This is a genomic window from Pseudomonas sp. D(2018), assembly GCF_005502555.1.
GTDB classification, from domain to species: Bacteria; Pseudomonadota; Gammaproteobacteria; order Pseudomonadales; family Pseudomonadaceae; genus Metapseudomonas; species Metapseudomonas resinovorans.
This window is the reverse complement of record NZ_SCOK01000020.1, coordinates 84,553-100,586: the sequence shown is the minus strand read 5'-3', so window position 1 is coordinate 100,586 and position 16,034 is coordinate 84,553. Positions and strand designations below refer to the sequence as shown.

18 protein-coding genes are annotated in these 16,034 nt (G+C 65.6%); 1 reads left to right on the top strand and 17 read right to left on the bottom strand.

Going from position 1 to position 16,034, the window contains the following annotated elements; genetic code table 11:
* Positions 1-276, top strand: a 276-nt coding sequence (locus FFS60_RS15015) for an OprD family outer membrane porin (RefSeq protein ID WP_137822407.1), incomplete at its 5' end; no start/stop codon positions are given.
* 104 nt (positions 277-380) lie between these two features.
* Here the strand turns inward: FFS60_RS15015 and yjiA are convergent.
* The 17 genes from yjiA to FFS60_RS14930 form a co-directional block, all read right to left on the bottom strand.
* A complete protein-coding gene (yjiA, locus tag FFS60_RS15010) occupies positions 381-1,355 on the bottom strand; it encodes a GTPase (protein WP_137822406.1) in 975 nt (324 codons plus the stop codon).
* A gap of 145 nt (positions 1,356-1,500) precedes the next feature.
* Positions 1,501-1,704: a YbdD/YjiX family protein gene (locus FFS60_RS15005; protein WP_028630112.1), complete on the bottom strand. Its 204-nt coding sequence runs from the start codon at positions 1,702-1,704 to the stop codon at positions 1,501-1,503.
* Between the two features lie 13 nt (positions 1,705-1,717).
* Positions 1,718-3,775: a carbon starvation CstA family protein gene (locus tag FFS60_RS15000; protein ID WP_028630111.1), complete on the bottom strand. Its 2,058-nt coding sequence runs from the start codon at positions 3,773-3,775 to the stop codon at positions 1,718-1,720.
* A gap of 405 nt (positions 3,776-4,180) precedes the next feature.
* Entirely contained in the window at positions 4,181-4,798 is a 618-nt protein-coding gene (locus tag FFS60_RS14995) for a LysE family translocator (protein WP_218570598.1), read from the bottom strand.
* A gap of 87 nt (positions 4,799-4,885) precedes the next feature.
* On the bottom strand, positions 4,886-5,473 hold the full coding sequence (locus FFS60_RS14990; protein WP_137822405.1) for a hypothetical protein: 588 nt from the start codon (positions 5,471-5,473) through the stop codon (positions 4,886-4,888).
* Between the two features lie 290 nt (positions 5,474-5,763).
* Positions 5,764-5,964, bottom strand: coding sequence for a hypothetical protein (locus FFS60_RS14985; protein WP_137822404.1), 201 nt, complete (start codon positions 5,962-5,964; stop codon positions 5,764-5,766).
* A 98-nt stretch (positions 5,965-6,062) separates the two neighbouring features.
* The gene (gene exbB / locus FFS60_RS14980; protein ID WP_137822403.1) at positions 6,063-6,836 is read right to left on the bottom strand and encodes a tonB-system energizer ExbB; all 774 of its coding nucleotides are present in this window, start codon (positions 6,834-6,836) and stop codon (positions 6,063-6,065) included.
* Complete coding sequence (locus FFS60_RS14975; protein ID WP_137822402.1) at positions 6,833-8,257, bottom strand: PepSY domain-containing protein; 1,425 nt, start codon at positions 8,255-8,257, stop codon at positions 6,833-6,835. The genes exbB and FFS60_RS14975 overlap by 4 nt, the downstream gene beginning before the upstream one ends.
* Positions 8,254-10,293: a TonB-dependent receptor gene (locus FFS60_RS14970; protein WP_137822401.1), complete on the bottom strand. Its 2,040-nt coding sequence runs from the start codon at positions 10,291-10,293 to the stop codon at positions 8,254-8,256. The genes FFS60_RS14975 and FFS60_RS14970 overlap by 4 nt, the downstream gene beginning before the upstream one ends.
* 108 nt (positions 10,294-10,401) lie before the next feature.
* Entirely contained in the window at positions 10,402-10,791 is a 390-nt protein-coding gene (locus FFS60_RS14965) for a DUF2946 domain-containing protein (protein WP_256658090.1), read from the bottom strand.
* A gap of 77 nt (positions 10,792-10,868) precedes the next feature.
* The gene (locus FFS60_RS14960; protein ID WP_137822399.1) at positions 10,869-11,114 is read right to left on the bottom strand and encodes a hypothetical protein; all 246 of its coding nucleotides are present in this window, start codon (positions 11,112-11,114) and stop codon (positions 10,869-10,871) included.
* A 57-nt stretch (positions 11,115-11,171) separates the two neighbouring features.
* A complete protein-coding gene (locus FFS60_RS14955; protein ID WP_137822398.1) occupies positions 11,172-11,555 on the bottom strand; it encodes a DUF2946 domain-containing protein in 384 nt (127 codons plus the stop codon).
* A gap of 146 nt (positions 11,556-11,701) precedes the next feature.
* Complete coding sequence (locus tag FFS60_RS14950; protein WP_137822397.1) at positions 11,702-12,565, bottom strand: MBL fold metallo-hydrolase; 864 nt, start codon at positions 12,563-12,565, stop codon at positions 11,702-11,704.
* A gap of 25 nt (positions 12,566-12,590) precedes the next feature.
* On the bottom strand, positions 12,591-13,028 hold the full coding sequence (locus FFS60_RS14945; RefSeq protein WP_137822396.1) for a DUF6691 family protein: 438 nt from the start codon (positions 13,026-13,028) through the stop codon (positions 12,591-12,593).
* Positions 13,025-13,465 carry a YeeE/YedE family protein gene (locus FFS60_RS14940; protein WP_137822395.1) on the bottom strand — a complete coding sequence of 147 codons (441 nt, stop codon included), beginning with the start codon at positions 13,463-13,465 and terminating at the stop codon, positions 13,025-13,027. The genes FFS60_RS14945 and FFS60_RS14940 overlap by 4 nt, the downstream gene beginning before the upstream one ends.
* 120 nt (positions 13,466-13,585) lie before the next feature.
* Positions 13,586-13,855, bottom strand: a complete 270-nt coding sequence (locus tag FFS60_RS14935) for a metal-sensing transcriptional repressor (RefSeq protein WP_028630102.1) — start codon at positions 13,853-13,855, stop codon at positions 13,586-13,588.
* Between the two features lie 74 nt (positions 13,856-13,929).
* Positions 13,930-15,999 (bottom strand): bifunctional diguanylate cyclase/phosphodiesterase, encoded by a 2,070-nt coding sequence (locus FFS60_RS14930; RefSeq protein ID WP_137822394.1) that lies wholly within the window; start codon positions 15,997-15,999, stop codon positions 13,930-13,932.
* Positions 16,000-16,034 lie beyond the last annotated feature (35 nt).

Genomic DNA, 16,034 nt, shown 5'->3' with positions numbered 1-16,034 from the left:
TGGCAGGCCCGTTACGACTACAACTTCGCCAGCCTCGGCATTCCCGGCCTGACCTTCATGACCCGCTACCTGACCGGCGACAACATCGACCTGGGTGCCGGTCGTGAAGACGGTAAGGAGTGGGAACGCAACATGGACATCGCCTACGTCTTCCAGGAAGGCCCGCTGAAGAACTTCGGCGTCAAATGGCGCAACGCAACGGTGCGCTCCACCAATTTCGGTAGCGATATCGACGAAAACCGCCTGATCCTCAGCTACGTGCTGCCGCTCTGGTAAGCCTGTGAACGGCGATACCCATCGCTTCCACTGATGGGTATCGCTTCGCTCAACACCATCCTACGCGTCGATCCGAGCGGACCGACTCACTCGCGGAGCTGGCATCACACCTGCGCCGCTTCGAACCCCGCGCGAATCTGCTCTTCCGGCAACTGGTCGCCGATGAAGACCATCACGCTCTCGCGCGCTTCCCCAGCCTGCCACTCGCTGTCCCAGTCGAAGCCATAGAGCCTCAGCACGCCCTGGAACACCAGGCGGCGCTCTTCGCCGGCGATGGACAGCACGCCCTTGTAGCGCAGCATGGAATTGCCATGCTCCTCCAGCAATTGCTCCATGAAGGCACTGAGCTGGTCGATGTCGAGCGGCCGCTCGCTTTTCAACACCAAGGTGCCGATGCGATCCGGCGTACCTGCCGGCACGAGGGGACGAAGGGTCATTGCCGGGCCAACATCGGCGTTGAGGTTGAAGCCACGCACGTCGAGCAACTCGGCGAGATCGATGCGGCCGTGGTCCACCACGCGAATCGGCGCGCGACGGTTGATGCGCGAGAGGCGCTGGCAGAGGGCATCGAAGTGCGCCTCATCCACCAGGTCGCGCTTGCTCACCAGGATACGGTCGGCAAAGCCCACCTGGGCCTGGGCCATGGTTTCCTGCAGGTGGCGCTCAGCGTTCACCGCGTCCACCAACGTGATGATGCCGTCCAGCACATAGCGCTCGCACAGCTCTTCATCGGCGAAGAAGGTCTGCGCCACCGGCGCCGGGTCAGCCAGGCCGGTGCATTCGATCACCAGGCGGTCGAACGCCAGCTCGCCGGCATCCAGCTGCTCCAGCAGGAGGAACAGCGCCTTCTCCAGTTCGACGTGGATGGAGCAGCAGACGCAGCCGTTGGCGAGGGTCATCACCTGCACCGGTTCATCGCCCAGCAACTGGCCGTCGATGGGTGTCTCGCTGAACTCGTTTTCGATCACGGCGATCTTCAGGCCGTGATCGGCCTTGAGGATGCGTTTCAGCAGGGTGGTCTTGCCGGCACCAAGGAAGCCGCTGAGCACGGTGACGGGAATGGGGAGATGGGCAGACATCGGAGGTTTCCTCGGAATCAGGAGCGAACCCGTAGGAGCGAGCTTGCTCGCGAAAAGCCCGGGCAAAACCGTTCGCGAGCAAGCTCGCTCCTACAAGTAAAAAGCGCCACGACAGGCGTGGCGCTCAGGTTAACGCATCGAAGGTTCAACAGCAGCGTATGGGCCGTCCCTTGCCGCCGCCGTAGCGGGCATCCTGCCGCTCGCGGAAGAATTCCTCGTAGCTCATTACCGGCTTGTCCGGGTGCTTGCTCTGCATGTGCTCGACATAGTTGTCGTAGTCGGGCATGCCCACGAGCATGCGCGCGGCCTGCCCGAGGTACTTACCCATGCGGCCGAGGTCATTGAACATGCTCGCGGTCTCCTCAAGCGTCCGGAATCGGCTGGAAGGGCGATTCCTTGTCCGTGCGCTCGGTCTTCATCCAGGCACCGCGCCCTACCTTGATGGCGAAGAACAGAACGCTCATCACCACGAAGAGGAACAGCACGGTCAACCCGGCATTGGTGTAGGCGTTGAAGATCACGTGCTGCATCTGGCCCATGTCCTTGGCCGGAGCCAGGATCTGGCCGGCGGCGGCGGCATCGCTGTACTTCTGGGCCAGGGCCAGGAAGCCGACGGCCGGGTTCGGGTCGAGCAGCTTGATCAGGCCTGCGGTGGTGGTGCAGATCAGCAGCCACACGGCCGGCACCAGGGTGACCCAGACGTAGCGCTGACGCTTCATCTTGATCAGCACCACGCAGCCCAGCATCAGCGCAATACCCGCCAGCATCTGGTTGGAGATGCCGAACAGCGGCCAAAGGGTATTGATACCACCCAGCGGATCGATCACGCCCTGGTACAGCAGCCAGCCCCAGAGGGCCACGCAGCCGGCGGTGGCGATGACGTTGGCGGTCCAGGATTCGGTCTTCTTCAGGGCCGGTACGAAGTTGCCCAGCAGGTCCTGCAGCATGAAGCGCCCGGCACGGGTACCGGCATCCACGGCAGTCAGGATGAACAGCGCTTCGAAGAGGATCGCGAAGTGGTACCAGAAGGCCATGGTGTTTTCACCCGGCAGCACCTGGTGAAGGATCTGCGCGATACCCACGGCCAGGGTCGGCGCACCGCCGGCACGGGCCAGGATGCTGTGCTCACCGATGTCGGTGGCGGTCTGCTGCAGCACTTCCGGGGTGATGGCAAAGCCCCAGCTGCTGACGGTGGCGGCAACGGTGTGCACGTCGCTGCCTACCAGGGCGGCCGGGCTGTTCATGGCGAAGTACACGCCCGGCTCGATCACCGAGGCGGCGACCATGGCCATGATGGCAACGAAGGATTCCATCAGCATGCCGCCGTAACCGATGTAGCGGGCGTGGGTTTCGTTGGCCAGCAGCTTGGGTGTGGTACCGGAGCTGATCAGCGCGTGGAAGCCGGATACCGCGCCGCAGGCGATGGTGATGAACAGGAACGGGAACAGGGTGCCCTTCCACACCGGGCCGGTGCCGTCGACGAACTGGGTCAGGGCCGGCATTTTCAGCTCCGGCGCGAGAACCAGGATGCCGATGGCCAGGCCAACGATGGTGCCGATTTTCAGGAAGGTCGACAGGTAGTCACGCGGGGCGAGGATCAGCCACACCGGCAGCACGGCAGCGACGAAGCCGTAACCAATCAACATCCAGGTGATCTGCACGCCGGTGAAGGTGAAGGCCGGGCCCCACACCGGGTCGGCAGCCACGATGCCGCCGAGCCAGATGGACACCAGCAGCAGCACCACGCCAATGGCGGAAATCTCGCCAATGCGACCCGGGCGGATGTAGCGCATGTAGACGCCCATGAACACCGCGATCGGGATGGTCGCCATCACGGTGAACATGCCCCACGGGCTTTCGGCCAGGGCTTTCACCACGATCAGCGCCAGCACCGCAAGGATGATGATCATGATCAGGAAGCAGCCGAACAGGGCAATGGTGCCCGGAATACGGCCCATCTCCTCGCGAACCATGTCACCCAGCGAACGGCCGTTACGACGGGTGGAGAGGAACAGCACCATGAAGTCCTGCACCGCACCGGCCAGGACCACACCGGCGATCAGCCAGAGCGTGCCGGGCAGGTAGCCCATCTGAGCGGCGAGTACCGGGCCCACCAGCGGGCCGGCGCCGGCGATGGCGGCGAAGTGGTGACCGAAGAGGATGTGCTTGTTGGTTGGAACGTAGTCCAGACCGTCGTTGTTGAGCACTGCAGGTGTTGCGCGGGAGGCGTCCAGTTGCATCACCTTGTTGGCGATGAACAGGCTGTAGTAGCGGTAGGCAATCAGGTAGATCGCGGTTGCAGCAGTAACGATCCAGAGGGCGTTGATGGCTTCGCCCCGGCGCAGCGCCACGGTACCAAGCGCAACTGCGCCCAGCAGGGCAACGGCGAACCAGGCGATTCGAGTAGCCAGTTGAGTCATTGAATTGTCTCCTGCCGCTGGGGGTTACCTGCGGCGGCTTTTGTTGTTGTTTATGCCCGGATAGGGGCAGCGGACACTATCGGCGCCTTGAGCCCGCGGAGACATTCGCACAACTACGAAGCACGACTACGTAATACTACGTAGCCAGCATGCCCCTTCTCAGGGCACTCGACTTTCCTGTGGAGGTGATTTCAATCGCCATGTCTGCGTCAGCTGTTGCGAGAGATTCACCATTGGGCCAAGAACCTACGGGCAATGCAGCTGCTTGCAACACGTAATGCAGACAGAGCCATTTCAATCGCCAAGCGGACCGCAGGTTCGCCCTTCGGCCGCATCGACACACGCTCTGATGGGTATCGCTCCGCTCCACCGCATCCTACGGAACTGCACGTCTCGCCCTGGTGCTCAGCGACTGAGCAGCAACCGTCCGCCCAAGCCCAGCAGGAACACGCCCATCAGAGTCTCGAACACCGCCTTGAAGCGCATGAAGCCGCTGCGTACTGCGGGGCTGGAGAAGAGCAGTGCCATGCTGCAGTACCACAGGCCGGAGAATCCGGCGGCGATGACGACGATGGCTGCATGGAACCAGACCGGCGCATGGACCGGGACCATCACGGCGAAAATACTGCCGTAGAAGGCCAGGGCCTTGGGATTGGTCATGCTGACCAGGTAACCCTTGCGGGCGGCAGCGAAAACCCCGGACTCGAGGGCATCAGGCGTGGCAACCGGGGGCTTGCGCGCGCCGAGGATCATCCGGCCGCCGAGCCAGATCAGGTAGGCGGCACCGGCCAGTTTGATGCCAAGGTAGAGCCATTCCACCTGCGACACGATCAGCCCCAGGCCGGCCACGGCCAGCAGTGCCCAGGTGGCGGAGGCAGCCGCCAGGCCCAGCCCGGTGGCGACGCCGGCACGACGGGAACGCAGGGTCGCCGTGGAAGTGACGATGGCGAAATTGGGACCGGGGCTGACGACGCTCAGCATCAGTACGCCGGAGATGGCCAGCAACGCACCGAGGTAGTCCACGGCACCCTCCTGTCGTATCGGTTGGGGAAGATGCCGGCGAGTATATCGGGAGGCTGGATCATCAGCGATGGTCAGCCGCTCAAGACCTCAGGGCGTAACCGGCATGGGCACATCGCCCATCGGCGGTTCGTCGTCAGGCTCATCCACCCGGTCGTTGCTCCGCGGAATGCCCGCTGCGAACCAGCTCGCATTGGCGGCATTGCGGATCAGCAGCACCGGACTGTCGCAAGGGTTCGGCGGCACGGGGTCGAAGACATCGTTGATCCTGAAGTCACCCTCCTCGTCCAGCGGCACACCAAGCAGGTCGGTGCTGCTTTCCGTGAAAGGCGCCACGCTGCCGCAGAACAGGGTGGCGAACACGGACTGCCCGGTGGCCCTGCCGATGTTGTTGCCGCCACCCAGGATCAGTCCACGACCTTCTGCCCGGAAAGCCCCGGCAATACTGAGCTGCGCATCAAAGCTGCGGATCAGCCAGATCTGCCCGGCCGGTTGCACCCCGCGCACGATGTTGCGGTTGACCACGGTGGCGATGGCTTCAGTGCCCTGACCGCTGGACAGGGGCAACACACCGATACCGCCCTTGAAGCGCAGCAGATCGTCCTCCGCCAACGCCGTGGAGACCAGGGCGCCGGCAAGCAGCAATACGGGGATGGAGAGCGCAATTGTTCTTTTCATGACTGCAGCTCCTGTCAGGCACCCGCCCTGGGTGGGGCGGGTGGTCGCTGAACGGAGAATGGCGCCAGGCCGAATACCCTTGTCGCAAGGGTGGAGGCTGCGGGGCCCGAAGGGCGCTCCGGGATGAATGGACCGCTGGACTGCCGCTGGCCGAACGGGGTGGCCGGGCGAATCGCCTTTCTCCTCCGGTGGCAGGGGGCCGCGAGGCCCCGACCGTCCGTCAGAGTTGGCACGAGCGCGAAAAGCTGGATGGCGGGGGTGCTTGAACTCTGGAAGTACTGCACCGGCCATTATAAGCCCGTGCCCTCGTGCCCCCTTTCCGTCCGTCCCCTGCCCTGGCCCTGGCCATGCCCCTCGTCGGGGAAGGCGCCCCGCAGGTCACCACCGGCCAACTCGGCCCCCAGCAGGGTCATCAGGAACAGCCAGAGGCAGGCGCCTGTCAGTGGCCAACGGCGATTGCGGCGAACGCGGGAGAACGCACGACTGCTCATAGGGGCTGCTCCCGGCCCTTGGGCAGTTGGGGCCTTAACCTCAAGGGTATGTGCCCCTGCGAGAAAGCCCAGTCCTTACATCGGAGGAAAACCGCCCTTCAGCCAGTCGCTGTATCGCGCTCCCGGGCAGTCGCTTCAACGGGGTCACCGATCGCATCAAACAGGCCTTCGACGGCGTCCGTCTCCGCCGCCAGACGTCTATCGATCTCACGCCCGGCCAGGAGCCGTACGTAAGCGCAGATGTCGATCATCGCGGCGTTGTGGCCCGCCATGCCGCGCACCAGAGCGTTGTAGATGACCACCGCCGGGATTGCCGCCACCAGACCCAGGGCAGTGGCGAGCAGAGCCTCAGCTATCCCTGGCGCCACCACCGCGAGGTTGGTGGCCTGGGATTCGGCGATGCCGATGAAGCTGTTCATGATGCCCCAGACGGTGCCCATCAGCCCCACGAAAGGCGCAGTGGAGCCGATGGTGGCCAGCACACCGACGCCCTGACCGACCTCTCGGGCGCGGGCCTCGGTGCAGCGGTCCAGGCGCAGGCGGATACGCCCGGGCAACCCTGCCGGGTCCGGCAGGGCTGCCGAGCGCTCCAGTTCGTCCCGGGCCTCCACCAGCAGTTCCCCGGCGAGCCCCGGGCTCCGGCCCAGCAGCTCCCAGGCGTCCTCGAAGCGTGCAGACTGGCGCAGGAGCGCGAGGTCACGACGCAGCCGCCGACGTTCCAGCAACAGCTCCCAGACCTTGGCCAGGCAGACCGTCCAGGCCAGTACCGACGCCGCCACCAGTGACAGCATGATGGCCTGCACCACCGGGCCGGCATTGAGGTACATCCCCAATGGCGACAGGTCGGCGTGAGCCGCCAGCGCGAGGCTCACGCCCGCCGCCCCCGGCCGAACAGCCAGAGCCCCAGCAGGGCCAGCAACACGTGGATGGCCGCCAGCGCGGTAAGGGCGCCGTCCTTCACCGGCTTGCCCAGCGCACTCAGGTAGTCCCACTTGTGCAGATAGGCGAAGGCGGCGCCCTCGGCGCGGTCGGCGTCCTGCACCCGTGACGCCAGGGCGCCATCCAGCGGGTCGACATAGAGGCTGGTGTGGTGCGCGTCGGCGTAGCTGGCCTTGAGCACTGGCAGGCGCTTGAAGACGAAGCCGTAGTCGTGGTCGAACCGCGTTTGCACCTGAACCCCGGTCGGCTGGCCAAGCCCCATCTGCGCCGCGTAGTGGGCCAAACGCTGCGCGGCGTAGCGCTGGGCCGCGTCATCGCCCAGTGGCTGGCCGTCCAACGACAGGAAGCGCACCTCGAACAGGCTGTTCAGGCGCCAGACCGGCCGCCCGTCGAGGCTCACCAGTGCCAACTTCATCGCGACTTCCCCGGGAAGCAACCAGTCCGCTGCCGGTGCGGCGCCGAGGGCCTGCACCGGGTAGCGCGGGCCAAATGCCGGGGGCAGTGGCTCTGCGCCCACCTTGTGCAGCAAGTGCCAGGCGCCGCTGCTGGCGAAGCTCAGGCTGGCCAGGGCAATGCCCAGGCCGACCCAGCCATGCACGCGGCGCAACCGGGTGCGGGCACGTTGCCGGGCGAAGAACAGCCCGACGCCCAACACCACAGTGGCCACCACAGAGGCCAGGATCAGCAGCATCAACACAGGGCGCAGCCAGCCCGCCGACTTCAGCCAGGCAAAGGTGTGCAGTTGCTGGAAGAGCACGCTGAACCAGGCCTTGCGCTCATCCACCAGGGTTCCCAGGCGGTCCTGATAGAGGTCCAGGTAGACACGCAGGCCGTCATCCCGTGAGGTATCCACCCGCGCCGCCGGTAGCAGGCGGTTGATGAAAGCGTACTCACCATTGAAGGACGACAGGCTGCCACCGTAGGCCACCCCCTCAGCGCTGCCCAGGTAGTGGGCGGCGAGTCGTTCGGCATGGCGCGCCACCAGGTTCACCGGTACCCCGCTGCGCGCATCCCAGTAACGGGGCTCCGTCGCTCCGGGCAGGCGCGCTTGGTAGTAGGGCTGGCCGTCCAGTACCAGCAGACGCAGCCCTTCCACCTCGGCGATGCCCGCTGCCGAGAGTAGCGGCCCGGGCGCCCGCAGCCCCGTCAGGTCCAGCGGCGCTTGCGGCGGCAGCACCTGTGCGGGCCTTGGCTGCAGCGCGCTCATCAGCGGATGCAGCATGCCGGTGGCCGCCCAGCAGAACACCCCGACACAGGCCAGCAGCGCCAGCCGCCGGTGCCACGGCATGAGCCGCAGCACGCGCTGGCGCCAGGTCAGGCGCTGGGGGGCGAGGCTTCCCAGCGCCGCCGTCACATCCGCCACTCCAGGCCGACGTACACGCTACGACCATCGCCCGGCATGAACTGGGCGCTGTCCAGGCCCCGGGCATCGGCGATCACGCCGGTGGTGGCGGCATAGGTCTTGTCCGAGAGATTGCGGCCCTCGACGAAGAAGCCGAAGCCCTCGGTCGGACGGTAGCCGCCCTTCAGGCCCCAGATGGCGTAGCCATCGGCATAGAGGGTTTCCGCCTGGTCGACGTTGTAGTGGTTAGGCACCCACTCGAAGGTCGGGCCGGCGTACCAGCCTTCACGCTGCCACAGCGCCTCTCCCTTGATGAACTGGCGCGGCAGGCCGGCCAGGCGGTTGTCGCCATAGACATCGTCGTCGTCGAAGCGGAAGTCGTTGAGCAGGTACTGGCCGCGCAGCACGAACTGACCGAGGGTCCAGGCGCCGCCCAGCTCTATGCCCTGGTGGATGGTGCGGTCGGCGTTGATGGTGCCCAGCGGCTGGCCATTGCCGTCGTTGAGTGCCAGCAGTTCGTCGCGGATTTCGCTGCGGTACACGGCCAGGTCGAGGTCAACGTCATCACGCTGCCAGCGCATGCCCGCCTCAAGGGTATTGGCCTTCTGCGCATCGTTGGCGGTGATCACCTGGCCACCGGTGAGCTCGCTGAAGGTCGGCGGCTCGAAGCTCTGGCTGAAGTTGGTGAACAGCACCACGTCCTCGTTCAGCTCATAGCGCAGGCCGACCCGGCCGAGGCGGCCGATGTAGCTCTTGTTGAAAGACTCATCCTGGCGCACGCACACCGCGGTCACGAAGGCATTGCAGCGCAGGCGGTCATCGACGTCGCGCTCCTGGTGCAGCCAGGCCGCACCGCCGATCAGCGCCAGGCGCTCGGCCAGGGGGATTTCCAGCTCGCCGAAGGCGTTGACGTTGCGTGCGGTCTGGTGCAGTTCGTTGACCTTGCGGCCCTTCTCGCCACCAACGTTCACATAGCGCGAGTCCCAGTTGCGGCCATGGCTGGTTTCCACGCCGCCGGTCCAGCGCCAGCCCTGGTCGCTCTGCCACTTGTGCGAGAGGCGTGCACCGTAGTCCTCGCTGTTGATGTCGAGCACCTGGAAGATCGGGTGGAACAGGCTCTTCTCGCTGTAGAAGGTGGCCAGTTCCAGGCTGTGGCCGCCGCCGAGTTGCAGGGCGGTGATGTTGCCGACGCGATTGAGGTCGAAATCACGCTGCTGGTCCCCGGTGATGCTGCTGGTAGACGCCTGCTCCGGATCGCGGCGCATCTGCGCCTTGGTCAGGCTACCCGGCAGATCGGAGTCGGTTTCCACATGGGTGAAGTAGAAACGGGTCGCCAGGTCCTCGTTGATCAGCCCGCCGAGGTTGGCGAAGTAGCGCTGGTTCTCCTGCCGCGAATGGTCGCGGTAGCCGTCCTGGTTGTAGCCGTTGAGGCTGACGAAGCCGTCCCAGTTGCCGAAGTCCTGGGCGAAGGCGCCATACAGGCGCTCATAGCCGAAGCTGCCGCCCTCGGCACGCAGGGTCACTGGCGGAGCGGTTTTGCCGGTGGGGCTGACGAAGTTGATGGCGCCGCCCAGATTGGCTGCGCCGTAGCGCCAGGCGTTGGCGCCGCGCAGCACTTCAATGTGGTCGGTGGCCAGGGGCTCGATGGTCTGGAAGTCGAAGCTGCCGTCGGCCAGGTTCACCGGCGCGCCGTCCTGCATCAGCAGCAGGCCGCGACCGTGGAAGGTGCGTTGCAGGCCCGAGCCACGGATCGACAGGCGCGCCTCCTCGGCACCGAAGCGCGGCTGAATGAATACGCCGGTCGCCATCCCCAGGGCGTCCTGCAGGGTGCTGCTGCGACCGGTCTTGTAGGTTTCCGCGTCCACCACCCCGGCACCGCCGGGGATGCGGGAAAACTCTTCCTTCTTCTCGGCGATGGTCGGGGCGGTGGGGTCTTTGCGGTACTCCCCTTGCACCAGGGTGTTGTCCAGTTCCACGGATTCGGCGTGGGCGAAGTTGGCCAGCGCCACCGAAATGGCGAGCAGGCTGAGCATGGAGACGTTGTGCATGGCGCACTCCCTAAGGTCTTGTATTGGCGTTGTTGTAATCCGGTCTGCAGACCGGTCAGGCACGGGCGACCGCCGCGCGACAAATGCGCGGAAGTCGGCGTGACGCCGCTAGGGAGCTCGGGGGTTGGCGGGGGGCCAGTTGAAGCGCGGGTGGGTGTTTCCAGGGTGTTCCGGCGCTGGTTGCGGCACTCGGGACGGGCGCAGCAGCCAGCCCAGGCTGAACAACAGCCCGACGGCGAGGGTGAAGGCTGAGCACAACGGGCAGTCGAGCATCGGCATCAGGTTGCCGCTGGGCAGATCGGATGGGGCTTCATCCAGGCCGGGCAAGGCGTTTTCGTTGGCCGAGCAATAGAGCCCCCCTACCCCACTCAGCTGCAGGCCGGTCATCTGGCCGTGGCTGATGGCGCAGGCAAAGGCGCTGAACAGGACGCAACCATAGAGCATCCAGGCGATCAGCGAGCGGTGTCGGCGAACCTGACCCATAAGAACGACTTCCATCTCGACATGCATGCGTTTTGCAATTGCGGACCCTGCTCAATGCAGGATAGCGGCCCGCGCCTCTTTCACCAGGACACTCATCCCCTCGAGTAGAGCTGGGTGATCTGGTGCTGGGCAAAGCCAAGGTCGGAGACGAAGCCGCCAAAGCTGAGGCTGGCCGAGGCATTGATGTCGGTGCTGTCGCCGCTCGCGGCAAAGGCGGTCGCGGGCAGTTGGGCCGCAAGCAGCAGGGCTGCGGCAAGGGGGCTGAGCTTGAAGCGCATGCTGAGAAACTTCCTGGAGACGATCCGTTCGGCGCCGTCGGAGCAGGCACGCAGCAGCACGCCGCGTCCCGGACCGGGGCTATGGTCAGCGAAGCCGGGCGTGGCCCGGTGGAAGGCTCAGCAGAGGGGGGAAGCGCGGGGATTGGCCGAAGGCCAGAGATAGCGCGGCGGCACCTTGCGGCGCGGCTCGGTGGTTCTGGGGCGGGCATCGCGAACGCCCAGCAACCAGGCCAGGACGAAAAGTGCAGCGATGCCGAGGGTGACGGTGCCGCAAACGGGACACTTGAAGGCGCCGGTCCAGCCGCTGCTGGCACTGCCGCTCAAGTCGCCATCCAGGGTCGGGCCGGCATCGGATACGGTGGAACAGAACGCCCCGCCCAGACCGCTCAGCTCCAGCCCCATCGCCTGGCCGTGGTGCAAACCACAGGCGAACAGATTGAACAGGACGCAGGCATACAGCATCCAGGCAATCAGCGAGCGGTCTTGGCGGGCGATTTTCATGGGCGGCGACTCTAGCATCCGGGTTTCAGGGCCGGAAGCCGAACCTGCGTGCGGTGGATTGCCGCAGCTCCGGTGAGCGGAGGGCGCCCCCGTAGCGGGCGCACGTGCGTGTGATAGCGGGATGTCGGGCAGGCGGAATTGACGTTTCAGAGCGTATCGAGGGGAATCTTCAAGTAGCGGATGCCATTGCCTTCGGCCGGCGGCAATTGGCCGGCGCGCATGTTCACCTGCACCGCCGGCAGGATCAGCGCCGGCATGGCCAGGGTGGCGTCCCGTGTGGTGCGCATGGCGACGAAGGCGTCCTCGTCGATGCGTTCGTGGGCATGGACGTTTCCTGCGCGCTGCTCGGCCACTGTGGTTTCGCAGCAGTATTCGTCGCGGCCCGGCGCCTTGTAGTCATGGCAGAGGAACACTCGGGTTTTATCCGGCAGCGCGAACAGGCGCTGGATGGAACGGTACAGGGAACGGGCGTCGCCCCCTGGGAAATCGCAGCGGGCGGTTCCGTAGTCGGGCATGAACAGGGTGTCGCCGATAAACGCGGCGTCCCCGATCAGGTAGGTCATGCAGGCCGGGGTATGGCCCGGCGTATGGAGGGCGCGGAGCTCAAGCTCGCCGATGGCCAGACGGTCGCCGTCCTGCAGCAGGCGGTCGAACTGGCGACCGTCGGTGGCAAAGTCCTTTCCGGCGTTGAACAGCGCGCCGAAGCGCTGTTGCACCTGGGTAATCAGCCCACCGATGGCGAGGCGCCCGCCGAGTTCCTGCTTGAGCCAGGCCGCGGCCGAAAGGTGATCGGCATGGACGTGGGTTTCCAGCAGCCAATCGACCGTCAGGCCCTGCTCCCGCACGTAAGCGGCAATGCGCTCGGCCCCGGCATGGGACGTGCGACCGCTGGCGGCGCAGTAGTCCAGCACCGGGTCGATGATGGCGCAGCGGCCGCTAGCCGGATCACTGACGACGTAGCTGTAAGAACAGGTGGCCGGGTCGAAGAAGGCTTCCACACGCGGTTTCATAGTGCGAGCTCCAATCCTGGTTTCTTCAGCTTAGTTTCAGGCTCAGCCGCCTGTACCCACCGTCCAGGCCTGCGTAAAGGAGCATCCCGCCCAGCATGGCCAGGAAAAACATCCAGGCCTGCCAATGGCCGGTCAGCAGCAGTACCACAGCCGGGCCCGGGCAGATGCCGGCGATGCCCCAGCCCGCACCGAACAGCAGGCTGCCGCCGATCAGCCGGCGATCAGGGCCACGCTTGGCGGGCAGTTGCATCGGCTGCCCCAGCCAGGACTCCGGCAGTCGCCTGGCAAGGCTGAAGGCCGGCAACGCAACGGCGATGGCACCGGCCATCACCAGGGCCAGGGACGGGTCCCAGGCGCCGGCCAGATCGAGGAAGGCAAGCACTTTGGCCGGGTCGGCCATGCCCGCGAGCAGCAGACCCAGACCGAATATCAGGCCGGCGAGAAAAGCACTGAGCTTGTTCACAGGCCACCTCCAATCAGGTGTCGCATCACATAGGTGGTGAGGAACCCCATCGCCATGAAGGCCAGGGTCGCTACCAGCGAGCGCGGCGACAGGCGCGCCAGTCCGCAGACGCCGTGGCCACTGGTGCAGCCGGAACCGTAGCGGGTACCCACCCCCACCAGCAGGCCGGCAGACAGCAGCGCCAGCCAACCCGCGTCGATCCGCACCTGCGGCGCCCCGGCGATTGCCGTCCAGAGCACCGGCGCCAACAACAGGCCGAGGAGGAACAGGGCCTTCTCGCCCAGGCCATCACCGGCGCGCTCGAGCAGGCTGCCGAGCAGGCCGCTGATGCCGGCGATGCGGCCATTGGCGAGGATGAACAGGCTGGCGGACAAGCCGATCAGCGCGCCACCGGCCAGGGCGCTCCAGGGCGTGAAAGAGAGCCAGTCGATTGTCATAGGGACTCCTGGCCGCGACGGCCACAAGGCTTCAGGTGGCGTGATCATATACCCCCAGGGGTATGTGATCCAGACGCTCAAAACCCTATGCGACGGGCTGCTAACGCCGCCACGAAAAACTCAGGTGTACTTGGTGAAGATGGCGCGAACGCGCTCGAGGGTGTCGCCTGCATCCTGCTCCGGGTCGAGCATGGCCTCTTCCAGCAGACACATCAGCATCTGCTGGTAGGCACGGTCGAGCGCCTTGCGCGAGGCGCTGAACTGTTGGGCGATAGCTTCACAGTCATCGCCACGGCGGATCATCGCCTGCAGGCCACGAATCTGCCCTTCAACGCGGGCCAGGCGCTTGAGCATGGCGTCCTGATGGGCGGCCACCACTTCGTTGGTCATTGGCTGTCTCTGCTGGCGATTACCCCGGGGGGTATGAAATTAGCGCAACGGCTCGCCATATGCACTGCCCTCCTTCAGGCCAGCGCCTCGACCCCGACCATGAACTGATCCGCGGGAACGGGCTTGCCGAACAGGAAACCCTGCAACGAATCGCAGCCAAGGCCGGTCAGGAACGCCTGCTGGGACTCGGTCTCCACCCCTTCGGCAACGATGCGCAGGTCCAGCGCCTGGCCGAGTGCGACGATGGCGGAAATGATCGCCGCGTCATCGCTGTCGCGCTCCAGGTCGCGAACGAATCCGCGGTCGATCTTCAGCTCATTGGCCGGCAGGCGCTTGAGATACAGCAGGCTGGAATAGCCGGTGCCGAAGTCGTCGATGGACAGGTCCACGCCCATTTCCGCCAATCGACCGAGGATGCCCAGGCTGGTGTCGGCGTCCTGCATGGCAGTGGTTTCGGTGATCTCCAGGGTCAGGCAGTTGGCCGGCAGCGCATATCGCTCCAAGGCCGCCTGGACACTGTCGATCAGCCCGGCATGACAGAACTGCAGGGCCGACAGGTTGACCGCCACGCGCCAGTCGCGTCGACCTTCGGCGTACCACTGGCTCATCTGCCGGCAGGCCTGGTCCAACACCCAATTGCCGATGGGAATGATCAGGCCGGTTTTCTCCGCCAGTTCGATGAACTGGTCGGGCATCAGCAGACCCCGGCGTGGGTGCTGCCAGCGCAGCAGCGCCTCGGCACCGATCACCCGGCGACCGTCACCGGCCGCGAACTTGGGCTGGTAGTGCAGCACCAGCTCACCGGCATCCAGCGCCTGGCGCAGGTCGTGGAGCAGCTGCAGTTGGTTGCGGGCGTTGGTGTTCATCGACTGTTCAAAGAAGCTATAACCGTTCTTGCCCGCGCCCTTGGCGTGGTACATGGCCGCGTCAGCATTCATCAGCAGCTCTTCGCGGGTGGCGCCATCGCCGGGATAGAGGGCGATGCCGACGCTGGTGGACACCCGCAGCTCCTGGCCAGCCACCTCGAAGACACTGCCCACAAGGGCGACGAGTTGGCTGGCAAGGGTCACTGCGTCATTCGGCTCGCCGAGGCTGGCCAGCAGCACGAATTCGTCACCGCCGATGCGCGCCAGGGTGTCCTCGGCGCGCAGGTGTTCGCGCAGACGCTGGGCCACGTCCCGCAGCAACAGGTCGCCCACATGGTGGCCGAAGGCGTCGTTGACCGGCTTGAAGCCATCCAGGTCCATGAACAGCAGGCCGAAGCATCCGCCATTGCGATTGACCTTGTGGATCGCCTGGTCGATGCGGTCCTCCAGCAACGTGCGGTTGGGCAGCTTGGTGAGGTTGTCGTGCAGAGCCAGGTGGGTCAGCTCCTGGTTGGCACGCTCCAGGGAACTGGCGAGCTGGGCGGTGCGCGCCTCCAGGCGGGCATCCAGCACCGAGGTCAGCAGGGCGATGGCCAGGATCGCCAGGGTGACCACTATCACCAGGCTGGCCAGCCAGCGGCTGTCGAGGCCGGCAACGGCCGCGCCGCAGATGCTGCCCAGCGGGAAGTTCGCCGCCGCCATACCGGTGTAGTGCATGCCGACGATGGCCACCCCCATCACAACGGCCGCCCCCGCCCGCGCCAGGCGCACATAGGGGGCGTCGTGGCGCAGGCGGAAGGCGATCCACAGCGCCGCACCGGAGGCGGCAACGGCGATGGCCAGGGAGAGGTAGAACAGGCCGGGGTCGTAGTCGATTCCCGGCACCATGCGCATGGCGTGCATGCCCAGGTAGTGCATGGAGCTGATTCCAGCGCCCATGGTCACGGCGCCACAGAGCAACTGCCAGACGGGCTGCTCGGGTTGGCTCACCAGCCACAGGGCGAAACCGGATACCAGCACGGCGATCAGCAGGGACAGCAGGGTCAACGGCAGGTCGTAGCCCAGCGGAATGGGCAGGCTGAAGGCGAGCATGCCGATGAAGTGCATGGACCAGATTCCAATGCCCATGGCGATGGCACCGCCTGCAATCCACAGCACCGCGCCACGTCCCTGGCTACGGGCCACCCGCCCAGCCAGGTCCAGCGCCGTGTAGGACGCCAGGATGGCCACCAGCAGGGAAATGAGAACAAGGGAGTAGTCGTAGCTGCCGGTGAGCATGAAGAACCTTTCATTCGAAAGAGCCGCCCCAGAAC

Excerpts from the sequence above, each read along its gene's own strand:
- yjiA (WP_137822406.1), bottom strand. The coding sequence starts at position 1,355 with ATGTCTGCCCATCTCCCCATTCCCGTCACCGTGCTCAGCGGCTTCCTT.
- FFS60_RS15005 (WP_028630112.1), bottom strand. The coding sequence starts at position 1,704 with ATGTTCAATGACCTCGGCCGCATGGGTAAGTACCTCGGGCAGGCCGCG.
- FFS60_RS15000 (WP_028630111.1), bottom strand. The coding sequence starts at position 3,775 with ATGACTCAACTGGCTACTCGAATCGCCTGGTTCGCCGTTGCCCTGCTG.
- FFS60_RS14990 (WP_137822405.1), bottom strand. The coding sequence starts at position 5,473 with ATGAAAAGAACAATTGCGCTCTCCATCCCCGTATTGCTGCTTGCCGGC.
- FFS60_RS14985 (WP_137822404.1), bottom strand. The coding sequence starts at position 5,964 with ATGAGCAGTCGTGCGTTCTCCCGCGTTCGCCGCAATCGCCGTTGGCCA.
- FFS60_RS14970 (WP_137822401.1), bottom strand. The coding sequence starts at position 10,293 with ATGCACAACGTCTCCATGCTCAGCCTGCTCGCCATTTCGGTGGCGCTG.
- FFS60_RS14965 (WP_256658090.1), bottom strand. The coding sequence starts at position 10,791 with ATGGAAGTCGTTCTTATGGGTCAGGTTCGCCGACACCGCTCGCTGATC.
- FFS60_RS14955 (WP_137822398.1), bottom strand. The coding sequence starts at position 11,555 with ATGAAAATCGCCCGCCAAGACCGCTCGCTGATTGCCTGGATGCTGTAT.
- FFS60_RS14950 (WP_137822397.1), bottom strand. The coding sequence starts at position 12,565 with ATGAAACCGCGTGTGGAAGCCTTCTTCGACCCGGCCACCTGTTCTTAC.
- FFS60_RS14940 (WP_137822395.1), bottom strand. The coding sequence starts at position 13,465 with ATGACAATCGACTGGCTCTCTTTCACGCCCTGGAGCGCCCTGGCCGGT.
- FFS60_RS14935 (WP_028630102.1), bottom strand. The coding sequence starts at position 13,855 with ATGACCAACGAAGTGGTGGCCGCCCATCAGGACGCCATGCTCAAGCGC.
- FFS60_RS14930 (WP_137822394.1), bottom strand. The coding sequence starts at position 15,999 with ATGCTCACCGGCAGCTACGACTACTCCCTTGTTCTCATTTCCCTGCTG.